The organism is Pseudoalteromonas sp. GutCa3 (assembly GCF_002836155.1).
Lineage (GTDB): Bacteria > Pseudomonadota > Gammaproteobacteria > Enterobacterales > Alteromonadaceae > Pseudoalteromonas > Pseudoalteromonas arctica.
Map to the genome: position 1 here is coordinate 1 of NZ_PJBK01000025.1, position 15,522 is coordinate 15,522.

The following is a 15,522-nucleotide window of genomic DNA, read 5'->3' on the forward strand; positions in this document are numbered from 1 at the left end:
TAATGATGCAGTACTTACTAATTCTGATGCACATACTTTCATGGTTAGTTTTTTATCTTCAATTTCTACAAATTTTGAATATCAAAAATTAAGCTCATTAGTTGGCATAAAGTACAATGACACACAAGTAACAGAGCAACCGTTATTTGATGTTGCATCTGTTGATTATGATGGCTTAACGCGTTCAACTATTAACCTTTTTAATGCTGTAAGTGAAGACGGCGTTACTGTTGGTTGGGGCGGTGCTCCTTACGATAAAGTATCTTTTACACCTGATGGTGAAGATGATGCAGAAACGTGGTTCACACATGAGTTTATAGAACGTGGGATTGTAATAAGTGCTGATGGCAGTATAAGTGTTGAGTTAGAGCCTGAGTTTAATGAATACGGTGGCACAAGCCGCGCTAACGATATTGTCAAAACAAATAGTGGTTACACTGTTGTAGGTAATATCTCTACAAGTATTCCTGATGACAGACAAGATAATATTGATGATAACTGTGATAATGAAGACGAACCAACGTCAGTGTGTATCAATTTATTAAATTCTAATATTTCACGAGGCTTATTTAATAAGCGTGCTGTTAAATGGGAACTTGATGAATCGTTAAATATTATTTCTGTTGAAGAGCTTGGTATGGCACTTACACCTGATGAAGGTGAAACGGAAGATGACGCATTTACGAGTACTGCTCTAGCAGTGAACAACAACGGTACAATTGTAGGTTCATCAAATACGCGTTATTACAAAAATGATGATACGATTCTTACAATGCCAGTCTATTTTAAAGACGGTGCAGTCACTGACTTTATTAATCAAGAAGATGACTGGCAGGCTGGTAAATCAATCGCTATTAATGATAATGATGTAATTACAGGTTATGCGACAAAGCGTATTGAAGGTACTCTTCGTAATAAATTCTTCTATCATGACATCGAAACAGGTAATACAGTTTTTCCAACTGATTATTTTTCAAGCTCAAGTTCTTATGGCAACGATATAAATAATCAAGGTTATATTGTAGGCGAAGGGGAAGTGGGTGTATCTGATAGCTCACGACTTAAAGAAGCCTTTATTTACAAAATTGGTGAAGATAAAATCACTAATCTAAACGATTTACTGCCTTGTTATGATACTGATGGCGAAACTGATTATGCTTATTCTATGGTTGAAGCAACAGCTATCAATGAAAATAATGAAATATTTGGTACTGCGACTAAGACAGTTGAAAAACTTGATTCTTTAGGCGGTGTTGTAACTGATATCAATGGTGAAATTGAATATGAAAGTATTGCAGTTGCAGTTAAGTTAACGCCAATTGCAAATGGTGAAGTAGAAAACTGTGCTCCAGTAGAAGCAGAAGTCTATGAGCGTAACTCTGCTAGCTTTCCTTGGTATACATTATTGCTATTACCATTAGTTGGCTTAAGACGTATATTTCGCTTTTAAAGTTTAATAATATTGATTATAAAAAAACCAACTTAATAAAGTTGGTTTTTTTTCGTCTATAATATTTTATAAGATTAGGATTGCCATGAATCTTATAATTATTATTTAGCTTTAACGCTACTAATTATTTCGCGATAACCATGCCTTTTTAACAGAACGGCGCCAAATAATATCAATACCAAAATAGCCGATAATTGATGCAATAGAAGCACATACTAACGAACCTAGTAAAAATGCAGGACCAATAGTTTCTATGCTCTCAAGAAACCAAGACCAACTAGCTTCAAATACAAAGTGTTGCTCAGGCTGATTAAGTATTAATGTACCCACTAAGTATGAGCCATAAAAAATAGGTGGCATAGTTAGAGGGTTTGTAAGCCATACTAATGCTACTGAGATAGGTAAATTAACTCTAAATAATATAGCGCCGGCTGCTGCTAAAACCATTTGAAAAGGAACAGGGATGAAAGCAAAAAATAACCCGACTGCAAATGCACCTCGAGCAGAACGTCTATTTAAATGCCAAAGATTTGCATCTTGTAAAAGGCGTCCAAATATTCTTAGTGATTTATGATGTCTAATTTTATTTGGATCAGGTAAAAATCTTTGGATCGTTTTTTTAGCCATTTAAAGCAACCATTTACATCAGTGTGGATAAGTCTTGGGTTTGTAATTGGCTGTATAGCAACCGTATTTTATTATCAAACTCTCGAATTTACAGTATTTACAATTTTCATTGTTATAGTGAGCGCTTATTTTAAGCCGTTTTTAAATGTATTGTTAGGCTTTATTTGTGCAATTTGCTTCGTTGGTCTGCATTTTTACGTTTTTTATAGTTTTGAAATACCAAAACCGGATGAAAAGTATGCACTTGATTCTACATTAATTGTTGAAGAGGTTATTTCTGACAAAAAACCTCAATATATTAAAGTTAAAATAGTGGCATTAGAAGGGAGTAATTTTTCGGATTTTAGAGCACCCAAAGCAATGCTCAGTGTTAATTCTGCACAGCCTTTAATAGTAGGTGATGAATTTTCTGCTTTAATTCATTTAAAACATTTTCGTAGTAATAAAAATTTTAATGTATTTGATAATGAACGTTATGCTTTTATAAGTAGAATATTATTTAAAGGTAAAGTGCTTAATAAAAATCTTAATATTATAAATAGCGACAAACAAAGCATAATTTTAGATTATCAGCACTTCCTTAAAAACACTTATACGGATACAAAATTACAGTGGCTCTATTATGCATTGCTTAGCGGTGAAAAATCTTTGATGAGCTACGCTGACAAACAATTAATGCAATCTCTTGGGCTAAGTCATTTACTTGCTATATCGGGGTTACATATTGGTTTGATTTTTAGCTTCGGTTATCTATTTACTCGATTCATTTTTGCAAAAATTAATTCTTCGATTGGGCAATCATTCAACCTGACTCTTTATTACAGTTCATGCGGATTTTTAGTAGCCTTGGTTTATGTGTACTTAAGTGACTTTTTAGTATCGGCAACGCGAGCGCTTATCATGCTGGGTTGTTATTTATTATTGTATTTTCTTGCTAAGCAGCCGCTGCGTTGGCGGAGCATTTTATTTGCCTTGGTTATTGTTTTTATTGTTAACCCATTTAATTTACTCAATCCAGGTCTCTACTTTTCATTTTTAGCTGTTGCTATCATTTTTACAGTTATTAATAAATTACCAATATTAAACACTCGCATAAAAAACAAAGTTATTTCACTGTTTGTTATTCAAATAGCGTTATTTATTGGTTTATTGCCACTTTCACTCTATTTTTTTAATGGGGTAAGTATTGCAGGTTTGATAATAAACTTAATTGCTATACCGCTGCTTTCAATCATTATCTTACCTTTTTTAATTGTTTTTACATTACTGAGTATTTTCTTAGATATAAGTATTTTAATAAACCTGTTTGATACAGGCTTATATGCGCTATTTAAATTGCTTAATGAAATACCAGAATCGTTAAGATGGATAACGACTGGCAGAATTGACTCAATATTTGTCGTTTTTACTTATATTATTATGTTGATGGTTTATTTTCTTCCTTATAAATGGCTCGCTTTTATTCCAGCAATAACGCTTTTATTAAATTATTGGCTAACAGAAAAGTCTAAGTGGCAACTACATGTATTTGATGTTGGGCATGGACTTATGGCATTAATTGAAAAAGATAAACAAGTGCTTATTTATGATTTTGGCCCCAGTTATTTCAATCGCTTTAGCCGTGCGCGAAGTATTTTATTGCCTTATATTAAAGCAAATAATTTAACAGTGAAAACGGCGATTCTAAGTCATGAAGATAATGATCACGCTGGAGGATTACAACATTTCATAGATGCTGGCTTTGGTGAAACATTACAACAATTTCATCCTAAAAATACACATAATGTATGTGAAGTCATAAACATTGATTTTGCTGGATTAAAAGTACAAAGCTTTAGTACAAAAGGGTTTGGAAATGAAAATGATGATTCATGCGTTGTTAGGGTATCAGATAATACTCATAGCGTGTTACTTACCGGTGATATATCAAAGGCGCGTGAAGCATCGTTATTAGCGGATAATACATCATTAAAAAGTACAGTAATGTTAAGCCCGCATCATGGCAGCGATACATCCTCAAGTGTTAATTTTATAAATAACGTTGCTCCCCAAGTAGTCATTCATTCAAGTGCCTATAAAGGGCAATGGGAATTCCCCAAGCCCATTGTCGTTGAACGGTATAACCAAATAAATGCTCAGCAATTTACGACAGGCGTTGAAGGGCAAATTAGTATTAAATTTTATGCAAAGAATTTGGCTATAGAAACAGCAAGAGGGCAGGAAAGTTACTGGTTTATCAAAGATTGACGTTTAGTTTTATCTCATCGGAGGATACAATACAGATTGTTTCTGTATTTAGAGAGTGTTATGGATCAAAGTACTACACAAATTTATAAACGTCTTGTCTCATATGTTGGCACCTACAAAAGCGTCGCATTTGTCGCAATTATTGGGATGATAGGCTATTCAGCAATGGATGCTTTATTTATTCAATTAATGAAGCCGTTTATTGATCAAGGTTTGAACCAGCGTAATACAGAAGTTTTAAAGTACGCTCCTTTTGTCGTTATCGCGTTAGTTCTAGGGCGTGGTGTTTTTAACTTTATGTCTTCTTACTGCTTAAGTTATGTAGGCTCCCAAGTTGTACGCTCTTTACGCCAAGAGTTATTTGAGCACATATTGCACTTACCCGTTTCTTTTCATGACAAAAACTCAACGGGAGATTTAATTTCAAAAATCACATTTGATACAGAACAAGTTCAACAAGCGATTACTAAAGCCTTGCTAATAGTTGTACGTGAAGGGGCATTTGTTGTATTTTTACTTGCGGTAATGTTCTATACCAGTTGGCAACTATCACTGATATTTTTAGTGATCATCCCACTTGTTGCTATTATTGTCGCCGTCGTCTCTAAACGTTTTCGCCACATTTCTAAAAACATTCAATCTGCCATGGGGCAAGTTACCCGTAGCTCAGAACAAATGCTGAGCGGACATAAAGTTATTCATGGTTTTGGTGGTCAAGATCAAGAGATTAATCACTTCTCGAAAATTAATAATCATAATCGTCAGCAACGTATCAAAATGGACGCAACTAAAGCGCTTAGTGTGTCTATAATTCAAATTTTAGCGGCAAGTGCCATGGCAGTTATTTTGTGGGCGGTGTCGTTGCCATCAATGATTGATACGATTACATCTGGTGACTTCATGGCATTAATTGCCTCAATGATGATGTTATTGCGTCCGCTAAAACAACTTGCCAATGTTAATAGTGATATGCAACGTGGTATCTCTGCCGCGCAAAGTATATTTTTAGTTTTAGACGAAGAAATGGAAAAAGATACAGGCACTGTTTCGGTTGATAAAGTTAAAGGTTTAATTGAAGTTAAGAACGTAACCTTTAAGTACCCAACGAAAGATGAAGCTGTATTAAACGATTTGTCGCTAACGATTGAGGCGGGTGAAAGTATTGCTTTAGTTGGGCGCTCAGGTTCAGGTAAGTCCACAATTTCTAACTTGTTACCCCGCTATTATGATTTAGAACTACCGAGTGAAATATTACTTGATGGCATAGCACTGCAGGACTATAAATTAACTGATCTGCGTCGCCAATTTGCTTTAGTGTCTCAGCAGGTCGTGTTATTTAACGATACGATTGCTAACAATATTTGTTATGGCATAAAGCACGATGTGTCTGTTGAAGAGTTAGAACAAGTTGCCAAACAAGCGCACGTGTGGGAATTTGTTAAAGACCTGCCAGAGCAATTAAACACCATGGTAGGCGAAAATGGGGTAATGCTCTCAGGTGGTCAACGCCAGCGAATAGCGATAGCGCGTGCAATATTAAAAGATGCACCTATTTTGATTTTAGATGAGGCAACGTCAGCACTTGATACCGAATCTGAAAAGCTTATTCAGCAAGCGTTAGAAACGCTAATGAAAGATAAAACCTCTATTGTTATAGCACATCGCTTATCTACTATTGAAAACAGTGACCGAATTTATGTTATTGATAACGGTCGTGTGATAGAAAGTGGCGATCATAGTAGCTTATTAGCAAATGACGGTACTTATTCAGCACTTTGCAAAATGCAGTTTGGTGATCAGGCGTGAGCAAAATAGAGCAAAGCTGGTATAAACCATTTGGTCTAATTACTTTATTGTTATTACCATTAAGTGCTTTGTTTTGGGTTGTATCGGCATTTCGAAAACTCTTGTACAGCGCTAAAATACTTAAACCTTTTGAGTGCAAAACGCCTGTTATTGTAGTCGGCAATATAAGCGTAGGCGGCAATGGTAAAACACCTTTTGTTTTGTGGTTGTATGGTCATTTAACAGAGCAAGGTTTATCAGTGGGAATTATTAGTAGAGGATATGGTGGGCAATCAGAAAATTACCCGCTGTTAGTTACTGGCCTTATAGGTGCTCAGCAGGCTGGAGATGAGCCCGTACTTTTATACCATCGTTTAAAGTGCCCAATAGCGGTTGGGCCTAATAGACAACACAATATCGATTTATTAGAAAAAAATTATACGCTTGATGTCATTATTTCTGATGATGGGATGCAGCATTATAAAATGCCTCGTAGCATTGAGTGTTGTATTGTTGATAGTGAACGCCGCTTTGGTAATGGTTTTGTTATGCCCGCAGGGCCACTACGCGAAACAACTAAACGCTTACAAAGTGTTGATATAGTAATTGAAAATGGCGGTGAGGCTAATAATAGCTACGTGCTGCAAGTAAGTAACCTTCGCTTAGTTAATTCAAGTGATGATGCAAAAAGTAACGTAAGCGAGGCACATGCAATAAGTGCAATTGGGAACCCTAAACGGTTTGAAAACTCATTAGAAGCACAAAATATTAAGCTATTGTCGACTCATCATTTTAGAGATCATTATGCTTATACAGCAGATGATTTTACCCAGTTTGGTGATGATTGCATTATAATGACCGAAAAAGACGCGGTTAAATGTAAGTCCTTTGCAAAACCTAATTGGTATTATTTACCTATAGATGCAGAGCCTTCCGATAGCGTAATAAACACATTAAATTCATTATTAAAAGAAAAAGGAATACTCAATGGCCTTTGATACAAAATTACTCGAGATAATTGCCTGCCCAGTTTGTAAGGGTAAACTACGCTTTGATAGAGAAAACAACGAACTAATTAGTACTGCAGCTAAGCTTGCTTACCCCGTTCAAGATGATATTCCAGTATTGCTTGAAAACGAAGCACGTGAGTTATCTTTAGAAGAGGTTGAAAAGTGGAATTCGTAGTTGTAATTCCTGCACGTTTTGCATCAACCCGACTACCGGGTAAGCCGCTTGCTGATATTTGCGGTAAGCCAATGGTTCAACATGTTTACGAAAAAGCATGTTTATCAGGTGCAAGTAAAGTGGTTATAGCAACCGATCATCAAAAAGTGTTTGATGCAGTAAGTTTATTTACTAGTGATGTTGTAATGACTCGCGAAGATCACCAATCGGGTACTGAGCGTTTAGCCGAAGTAGTTGATTTACTTGATCTCGACAGCGATACAATTGTGGTTAATGTACAAGGCGATGAGCCCTTACTTGCGCCAGAAAATGTATCCCAAGTTGCTGCACTATTAAGTGATTCAACAGCACCAATGGCAACGTTAAGTGTTGCTATTGAAGAGCGTGATGAAGTATTTAATCCTAATGCCGTTAAAGTGGTTAGCGATATAAATAAAAATGCGCTGTATTTTTCTCGTGCAAGTATTCCGTTTGATAGAAGCACAATGATGAATGACAGCAGTGCTCTTAATTTAGCGCCATTTCAGCGCCACGTAGGTATTTATGCGTACAGAGCGGGTTTTATTAAACAATATATAGAATTGAGCGTATCGCCACTTGAGCTACTTGAATCGCTTGAGCAGTTACGTGTGTTGTATCATGGTTATAAAATCAAAATAGAGCAAGCTCAAATAGCACCCCATGCTGGAGTTGATACGCCCGATGACTTAGCTAAAGTGATAGCGCATATTAAAAGTAAAAACGTGTGAGTGAGCAAGTAAGTAAGATATTAAAAGTTGTTTATACACATAACGATTTTTATATTTTAGAAAAGCCAGCGGGTCTTAATTTTCATTCAGAAGATGGCCCCGGCTTTGTTGTGTTAGCCGAACAACAATTATCGCAAAAGCTTTATGCCGTTCATCGTTTAGATAAAGTGACATCAGGGCTGATTATTTTAGCGCGAAACAAAGCCGCTGCGGCCAGCTTTACTGTTATGTTTACTGAGCATGCGATTGCTAAATTTTATTTAGCGGTTAGTGACGCTAAACCGAAAAAGAAGCAGGGGTGGATCAAAGGCGATATGGCTAAATCTCGCCGTGGCTCGTTTAAGTTACTAACGAGTAAGCTGAATCCTGCAATCACCCGATTTTATTCGCTAAGCTATAAGCCTGGGTTTAGAGGGTATATTTTAAAACCTTACTCAGGAAAGACGCATCAATTAAGAGTGGCACTAAAAAGTGTTGGCTCACCTATTTTAGGCGATGCAATGTATTCAGGCACGCCATCAAATCGTACCTATTTACATGCATATGCGTTGAGCTTTTTATGGCAAGGTGAACAAATACAGCTAACTTTATTACCCGATAATGGTGATGAGTATTTGGCGTTAATTAAACATCAAGATTTTCAAGCATGGCAATCGCCATGGCAACTGGATTGGTAAATGAGCGAAAAAGTTACAGATATACGTTTTGGTGGTATTAAACGTTTATATGGTCATCAACAGTTTGATTGGCTTCAAGAAGCACATTTTTGTGTAGTAGGGATTGGTGGTGTAGGGAGCTGGACAGCAGAAGCACTTGCACGTACTGGTGTTGGTAAAATAACATTGATTGATTTGGATGATATTTGCGCGACTAACGTCAATAGACAAATTCATGCGTTAACGGGCACTATTGGTCAAGCTAAAGTAGATGCAATGAAAGCGCGCTGCGAGCTTATTAATTCACAGTGCCAAGTTAATGTAATAGATGACTTTATTACGCTTGATAATATTCAAGAGCATATTCAAGGTTTTGATTATGTGATTGATTGTATTGATGCAGTTAAAGAAAAAGCAGCATTAATTGCTCACTGTAAACGTAATAAACTACCTATAATTACAACTGGTGGTGCTGGCGGGCAAACAGATCCTAGCCAAATAACTTTTGGTGATGTAGCTAAAACTACGCAAGACCCATTGCTTGCAAAAGTACGTTATATTTTGCGTAAGCAGTATAATTTTAGTAATAATCCTAAACGTAAGTTTAATATTGATTGTGTTTACTCAACAGAGCAACTGGTTTACCCAGGAAGCGATGGCAGTGTATGTCATGCAAAGCAAAGTGCTGATGGCTCGATGAATATGGATTGTAATAATGGTTTTGGATCTGTGACTATGATCACAGGAAGCTTCGGCTTTTTTGTTGCGGCAAAAGCGGTGCGTAAATATCTAGATAAAAAACAACGCTCGCAAGCTTAGTTTTTGCTAACTAAGCTTTTGTTGTGCCATGGTTTGTATTTTATCAACCATGGCTTTAATACCATTACCACGTGATGCGCTTAAGTGGCTTATAAGGCCGAGCTTTTCAAATTCTTCATACGCATTTTTATTCACTACTTGCTCTGGTGTGAGGCCATTGTAAAGCGCTAAAATAATGGCTAATAATCCTTTTACTATACGTGTATCTGAGTCACCAATTACAACAAGTGTATTTTCTGTTAAATCAAATTCAACAAACATCCATACTTTGCTTTCACAGCCAGGTACAAGTGCATCATCAGTTTTCAAAACATCAGCTAAAACAGGTAAAGTTTTTCCTAAAAGCATTATCTCACGATATTTTTGCTGCCAAGCGGGCGCATTTTTTATAGATTCTGTGACTTTGTTAAACGTATTTGTCATGAGTTATCCTAATTAATTCTATTAAAGTGACGTTTAGTCCAGTAAAGCGATACATTTTTTAAGTGAATCAATGAATATATCTACATCTTCATAGGTATTATAAAAACAAAAGCTCGCTCTTAGCGTTCCATTAAGCCCTAAATGTGTCATTAATGGCTGTGTACAATGGTGTCCACTCCTTACTGCAACCCCGTACCCGTCAAGTAAAGTTGCCAAATCATAAGGATGTTCATCATTTAAGTTGAAACAGAATGTACCAATATTGTCAGATAGGTTGCTGTATATTGTAATACCATCAACCTTTACCAATTTTTGAGCTGCATAACTAAACAATTTTTGCTCATATTGCTGAATTTTTGCGTGATCTAATTCATTTAAATAGTCTAATGCGGCACCAAAGCCTAAAACTCCAGAGATATTTGGTGTTCCAGTTTCAAATTTTGCAGGCGCAGGACGATAAGTACTGTGAGTTAAGTACACTTTATCGATCATTTCCCCACCTGATTGGTAAATCTCAAGGGTATTTAATTGCTCATATCGACCATAAAGCACACCTAATCCTGTTGGGCCGAGCATTTTATGGCTTGAGCAGACATAAAAGTCACAGTTTAATTCACGTAAATCGGGTTTTAAATGCAGTGCACCTTGTGCACCATCGACTAAAACAAGAGAATTGACGTCTTTTGCAGCTCTAATTAGTGGTTTTAAATCGGTTATATTACCCAGTGTGTTAGATGCTTGTGTAATAGCTAATAGGGCAGGTTTTGTTTCTTTTATAAATTCACAGCATTCTTTAGTGTTCAGCGTGCCATTTTTATTTAGTGGAAGCGCTATTAATTTAGCACCCGTTTGTTGACTCACTATTTGCCAAGGCACTATATTTGCATGATGCTCAAGCGGAGATATCATTATGGTATGACTTTCATTTAAGCGCTTTTTTAATCCGTTAGCGACCAAGTTAATGGCTTCTGTAGCGCCTTTAGTCCATACAATCTCTTTACTAAATACATTGAAATACTCTGCAGTTTTATCCCGTACTTGTTCATATGAATAAGTTGCTTGCTCGCTAAGTGTATGGCGTCCACGGTGTACATTAGCGTTTTGAAACGTATAGAATTCAGTAATTGTATCTATAACTGATTGAGGCTTTTGTGAGGTTGCTGCTGAGTCTAAATAAACAAGCGGGCAGCCGTTTATTGTTTGATTTAATGTTGGGAAGTCGTTTCTAATTTTATTTATATCAAACTTTAAAGCAAGCATGGCTCATCTACATAGTGTTTTTAAGGCAGGAATTGTAATCGGTTTATGATAATTCTCAAGTGTTGTTAATAAAAAAGGCCGCAAAATGCGGCCTTTTTAAACTAACCAACGTTAATTAACGCTTGTCAGTTGATACGTAGTCACGTTGAGTGTAACCAGTATAAAGTTGACGAGGGCGGCTGATCTTATGACCAGGTTGAGATAGCATCTCATCCCAGTGAGTGATCCAACCAACAGTACGTGCCATTGCAAAGATTACAGTGAACATGCTTGTTGGAATACCAATCGCTTTTAAGATAATACCAGAGTAGAAATCTACATTAGGGTATAGTTTTTTCTCTACAAAGTATGGGTCTTCAAGCGCAATTTGCTCAAGCTTCATAGCAATATCAAGAAGTGGATCTTGGATATTCAGCTCAGCTAAAACTTCGTGACACGTTTGACGCATTACTGTAGCGCGTGGGTCAAAGTTTTTGTAAACACGGTGTCCAAAGCCCATAAGGCGAAACGGGTCAGCTTTATCTTTAGCTTTAGCTACGTATTCATCAATACGGTCAACAGAGCCAATCTCTTCTAACATGTTTAAACATGCTTCATTAGCGCCGCCGTGAGCAGGGCCCCATAAAGATGCAATACCAGCTGCAATACATGCATACGGGTTAGCACCAGATGAACCAGCAAGACGAACTGTTGAAGTTGATGCATTTTGTTCATGATCTGCATGAAGCATAAAGATTTTATCCATTGCTTTTGCAGTTACAGGATTAACTTTATATTCTTCAGCAGGTACAGAGAACATCATGTGTAAGAAGTTTTCTGCGTAGCTTAAATCGTTACGTGGGTATACAAACGGTTGGCCGATATTTGTTTTATAAGCCATTGCCGCGATTGTTGGTAACTTAGCAACAAGCTTAACTGCGCTTGTTTTACGTTGTTCAGCATCAGTAATATCAAGGTCTTCATGATAGAAAGATGATAATGCACCTACTACGCCACAAAGCATTGCCATTGGGTGAGCGTCAAAGCGGAAACCTTGGAAAAAGTTAGCAATCTTCTCGTCAAGCATAGTGCTTGTAGTGATTTCATTCTTAAAAACTTCATATTGTTCTTTAGAAGGTAACTCACCATTTAAAAGTAAGTAACAAAGTTCAATGTAATTTGAGTCTTCAGCTAATTGCTCAATTGGGTAACCACGGTGAAGTAGTACACCTTTACCACCATCAATATAGGTGATTGCAGATTCACAAGAACCAGTCGACATGAAACCTGGGTCATAAGTAAAGTGACCGTGTGAACCTAACGTACGTACGTCGATTACATCTTGGCCAGCAGTGCCTTGATAAATTGGAAGTTCGATTGGATCTAGTCCATCAATTTGGACTGTGGCTTTTTTATCTGCCATCGTTATGTATCTCCTATTAAGATATCTATTCTGATTTTTAGATTTTAAAGTTCTGAAATCTGTTTTAAGCACATCTTCTCATTTTAACGTGAAAGAGGGGGTTAAAGTCAATTTTTATAAACATTATGCATATATGTATAATAAATATTCGGTATTAATTAAATATAATACTATTGGCTAATTCGCAAACATCTCTAAATAAACAAGAATTGTAAAAAGCCCTGTGGGTATATATACTAACGGTGGTTTTAAACCGTATTGTATTTGGGTAAACATATTCTTAACAGCTTAAAATTTACAGGTTTGTGAACTTTAATTGTTTTGGTACGTTTATTTTGATAGTTCCATCAGTAATATTTGGTGGGTTTTTAGAAAAACAAGTAGATGAGCTCCACTGTGAGCAAAGATGGGCAAGTAACTGTGAAAAAGCAAAGACCTGTAAATCTAGATCTAACAACTATATCTATGCCGGCAACGGCTAAAGCTTCAATTTTTCACCGCGTCACCGGTGTTGCATTATTTTTTGCTTTAACGTTTGTCATTTGGGCTTGGTCTGAGTCTCTCTCTTCAGCTGAAAGTTTTGAATTCGTCAAGGGTCTGTTTAACGGATTCATTGCCAAATTTATAGCTTGGGGCACTGTTTCTGTATTAGGTTATCACCTTATTGGTGGTATCCGTCATATGATTATGGATATGGGACATTGGGAAGAACTTGAATCAGGTAACCTCAGCGCTAAAGTTTCAATGGCTCTTGGTGTTGTGTTTGCCGTATTGGCAGGGGTGTGGATATGGTTTTAAATCAAGCAACTCTAAAACGTGATGGTGTACAAGATTTCGTATCTTTACGTACCACGGCATTAATAATCAGCGCTTACGCGATTTTTATTATCGGCTATTTTTTAGCGACGCCAGAAGTCACTTTCGAAGCCTGGACAGGCCTCTTCTCTAACCTAGCAATGAAAGGGTTTACGTTAATTACCCTTGTTTGCATTATGGTTCATACCCGCATTGGCCTTTGGCAAGTTCTTACAGACTATGTTAAGTGCGCAAAGCTTCGTGCAGTTTTAGGTTTTGTATTAAACCTAATGGCCGTTGCTTACGTAGCTATTGGTCTAATCGTATTATGGGGTGTTTAAGTGAAATATTCTGTTCGTGAATTTGACGCCGTAGTAATTGGTGCAGGTGGTGCAGGTATGCGCGCTGCTTTAGCAATTACAGAATCTGGCAAAACGTGTGCATTAATATCTAAAGTATTTCCAACGCGCTCACACACTGTATCTGCTCAAGGCGGTATTACGGTTGCGCTTGGTAATTCACACGAAGATAACTGGGAATGGCATATGTACGATACCGTTAAAGGTTCCGATTTTATCGGTGACCAAGACGCTATTGAATACATGTGTCAAACTGGCCCAGAAGCTATTACCGAATTAGAAAACATGGGTTTACCATTTTCTCGTTTTGAAAATGGCCGTGTTTACCAACGTCCTTTCGGTGGTCAATCGAAAAACTTTGGTGGTGAACAAGCCGCACGTACTGCAGCAGCTGCTGACCGTACTGGTCATGCTTTATTACACCTTCTATATCAACAAAACGTTAAAAACAAAACAAATGTATTCTCTGAATGGTATGCACTTGATTTAGTTAAAAACGATAATGGTGATGTAGTAGGGTGTACTGCAATTGAGATTGAGACAGGTGAAGTTACCTTCTTCAAATCTAAAGCTGTTGTATTAGCTACTGGTGGTGCAGGTCGTATATTCGCATCAACCACTAATGCTCACATTAACACTGGTGACGGTGTTGGTATGGCAACACGTGCTGGTATTTCTATGCAAGACATGGAAATGTGGCAGTTCCACCCAACGGGTATCGCAGGTGCTGGTACGCTAGTAACTGAAGGTTGTCGTGGTGAAGGCGGTTATCTTCTAAATAAAGATGGCGAACGCTTCATGGAACGTTACGCACCAAACGCAAAAGACTTAGCGTCTCGCGACGTTGTTGCACGTTCAATGATGACTGAAATCCGTGAAGGTCGTGGTTGTGATGGTCCTTGGGGTCCACATCTTAAGTTAAAACTTGACCACTTAGGTGAAGAAACACTTAACTTACGTCTTCCTGGCGTATGTGACCTTGCTAAAACATTTGCTCACGTTGACCCTGCAAAAGAGCCAATTCCAGTAATTCCAACTTGTCATTATATGATGGGTGGTGTTCCTACTAATGTAAATGGACAAGCGCTACAAATCGATGCTCAAGGCAACGAAACAGTAGTTCAAGGTTTATTTGCAGTAGGTGAGATTGCATGTGTATCTGTACACGGTGCAAACCGCTTAGGTGGTAACTCATTACTTGATTTAGTTGTGTTTGGTCGTGCTGCGGGTAACTTCTTAGGTAAGTACCTAAATGACGTTGAAATATCTAAAGCTGCTTCAGAATCAGACTTAGAAGCGTCTCTTGCACGTTACAATCGTTGGGAAAATTCAACGGCTGGCCAAGGTGAAGATCCAGTTCAAATCAAAAAAGACCTACAACAATGTATGCAGCTTAACTTCTCGGTATTCCGTGAAGGTGACTCAATGGCTGCAGGTCTTCAAGAACTTAAAGAAATTCGCGAACGTCTGCAACATGCTCGTCTTGATGATAAATCATCAGACTTCAACACGCAGCGTATCGAATGTCTTGAACTAGACAACTTAATGGAAACAGCTTACTCAACTGCAGTAGCTGCAAACTTCCGTACAGAAAGCCGTGGTGCACATTCTCGCTTTGACTACCCAGATCGTGATGACGAAAACTGGTTATGTCACTCAGTATTCAATCCTGTAACGGATGAAATGAGTAAGCGTGATGTAAACTATGCGCCTAAAACGCGTGAAGCTTTCCCACCTAAAGCACGTGTTTACTAGGAGATAGACG

15 protein-coding genes are annotated in these 15,522 nt (G+C 37.4%); 11 read left to right on the forward strand and 4 right to left on the reverse strand.

What is annotated here, in order from left to right:
- Window positions 1-1,450, forward strand: a 1,450-nt coding sequence (locus tag CXF64_RS04925; protein WP_101216482.1) for a DUF3466 family protein, incomplete at its 5' end; no start/stop codon positions are given.
- Between the two features lie 120 nt (window positions 1,451-1,570).
- Here CXF64_RS04925 and CXF64_RS04930 read toward each other — a convergent pair.
- Window positions 1,571-2,077, reverse strand: a complete 507-nt coding sequence (locus CXF64_RS04930) for a DUF2062 domain-containing protein (RefSeq protein WP_007586895.1) — start codon at window positions 2,075-2,077, stop codon at window positions 1,571-1,573.
- On the opposite strand from CXF64_RS04930, the gene CXF64_RS04935 reads away from it, so the two are divergent.
- From CXF64_RS04935 to tcdA, 7 genes are read left to right on the forward strand one after another with little or no spacing between them, the layout of a single operon-like run.
- Window positions 2,057-4,324: a DNA internalization-related competence protein ComEC/Rec2 gene (locus tag CXF64_RS04935; protein WP_101216483.1), complete on the forward strand. Its 2,268-nt coding sequence runs from the start codon at window positions 2,057-2,059 to the stop codon at window positions 4,322-4,324. The two genes, CXF64_RS04930 and CXF64_RS04935, sit on opposite strands and share 21 nt — an antisense overlap.
- Before the next feature lie 60 nt (window positions 4,325-4,384).
- Window positions 4,385-6,130 carry a lipid A export permease/ATP-binding protein MsbA gene (gene msbA / locus CXF64_RS04940; protein WP_033027175.1) on the forward strand — a complete coding sequence of 582 codons (1,746 nt, stop codon included), beginning with the start codon at window positions 4,385-4,387 and terminating at the stop codon, window positions 6,128-6,130.
- Window positions 6,127-7,107 carry a tetraacyldisaccharide 4'-kinase gene (gene lpxK, locus CXF64_RS04945; protein WP_101216484.1) on the forward strand — a complete coding sequence of 327 codons (981 nt, stop codon included), beginning with the start codon at window positions 6,127-6,129 and terminating at the stop codon, window positions 7,105-7,107. The genes msbA and lpxK overlap by 4 nt, the downstream gene beginning before the upstream one ends.
- Entirely contained in the window at window positions 7,097-7,294 is a 198-nt protein-coding gene (locus CXF64_RS04950) for a Trm112 family protein (RefSeq protein ID WP_002961789.1), read from the forward strand. Before lpxK ends, CXF64_RS04950 begins: the two co-directional genes overlap by 11 nt.
- The gene (gene kdsB, locus CXF64_RS04955) at window positions 7,282-8,043 is read left to right on the forward strand and encodes a 3-deoxy-manno-octulosonate cytidylyltransferase (protein WP_010552668.1); all 762 of its coding nucleotides are present in this window, start codon (window positions 7,282-7,284) and stop codon (window positions 8,041-8,043) included. The genes CXF64_RS04950 and kdsB overlap by 13 nt, the downstream gene beginning before the upstream one ends.
- Entirely contained in the window at window positions 8,040-8,720 is a 681-nt protein-coding gene (locus CXF64_RS04960) for a TIGR01621 family pseudouridine synthase (RefSeq protein ID WP_101216485.1), read from the forward strand. Before kdsB ends, CXF64_RS04960 begins: the two co-directional genes overlap by 4 nt.
- Window positions 8,721-9,518, forward strand: coding sequence for a tRNA cyclic N6-threonylcarbamoyladenosine(37) synthase TcdA (gene tcdA / locus CXF64_RS04965; protein WP_101216486.1), 798 nt, complete (start codon window positions 8,721-8,723; stop codon window positions 9,516-9,518).
- A gap of 6 nt (window positions 9,519-9,524) precedes the next feature.
- On the opposite strand, the gene CXF64_RS04970 is transcribed toward tcdA, so the two are convergent.
- From CXF64_RS04970 to CXF64_RS04980, 3 genes are all read right to left on the reverse strand, one after another.
- The gene (locus CXF64_RS04970) at window positions 9,525-9,941 is read right to left on the reverse strand and encodes a SufE family protein (protein ID WP_007586879.1); all 417 of its coding nucleotides are present in this window, start codon (window positions 9,939-9,941) and stop codon (window positions 9,525-9,527) included.
- 33 nt (window positions 9,942-9,974) lie between these two features.
- Window positions 9,975-11,201, reverse strand: a complete 1,227-nt coding sequence (locus CXF64_RS04975; protein ID WP_101216487.1) for a SufS family cysteine desulfurase — start codon at window positions 11,199-11,201, stop codon at window positions 9,975-9,977.
- A 115-nt stretch (window positions 11,202-11,316) separates the two neighbouring features.
- On the reverse strand, window positions 11,317-12,603 hold the full coding sequence (locus CXF64_RS04980) for a citrate synthase (RefSeq protein ID WP_007586875.1): 1,287 nt from the start codon (window positions 12,601-12,603) through the stop codon (window positions 11,317-11,319).
- A 420-nt stretch (window positions 12,604-13,023) separates the two neighbouring features.
- On the opposite strand from CXF64_RS04980, the gene sdhC reads away from it, so the two are divergent.
- The 3 genes from sdhC to sdhA are packed head-to-tail and all read left to right on the forward strand — an operon-like array spanning window position 13,024 to window position 15,512.
- The gene (sdhC, locus tag CXF64_RS04985; protein WP_076914908.1) at window positions 13,024-13,401 is read left to right on the forward strand and encodes a succinate dehydrogenase, cytochrome b556 subunit; all 378 of its coding nucleotides are present in this window, start codon (window positions 13,024-13,026) and stop codon (window positions 13,399-13,401) included.
- On the forward strand, window positions 13,392-13,739 hold the full coding sequence (gene sdhD / locus CXF64_RS04990; protein WP_007586873.1) for a succinate dehydrogenase, hydrophobic membrane anchor protein: 348 nt from the start codon (window positions 13,392-13,394) through the stop codon (window positions 13,737-13,739). Before sdhC ends, sdhD begins: the two co-directional genes overlap by 10 nt.
- Complete coding sequence (sdhA, locus tag CXF64_RS04995) at window positions 13,740-15,512, forward strand: succinate dehydrogenase flavoprotein subunit (RefSeq protein ID WP_007375750.1); 1,773 nt, start codon at window positions 13,740-13,742, stop codon at window positions 15,510-15,512.
- Window positions 15,513-15,522: the final 10 nt, after the last annotated feature.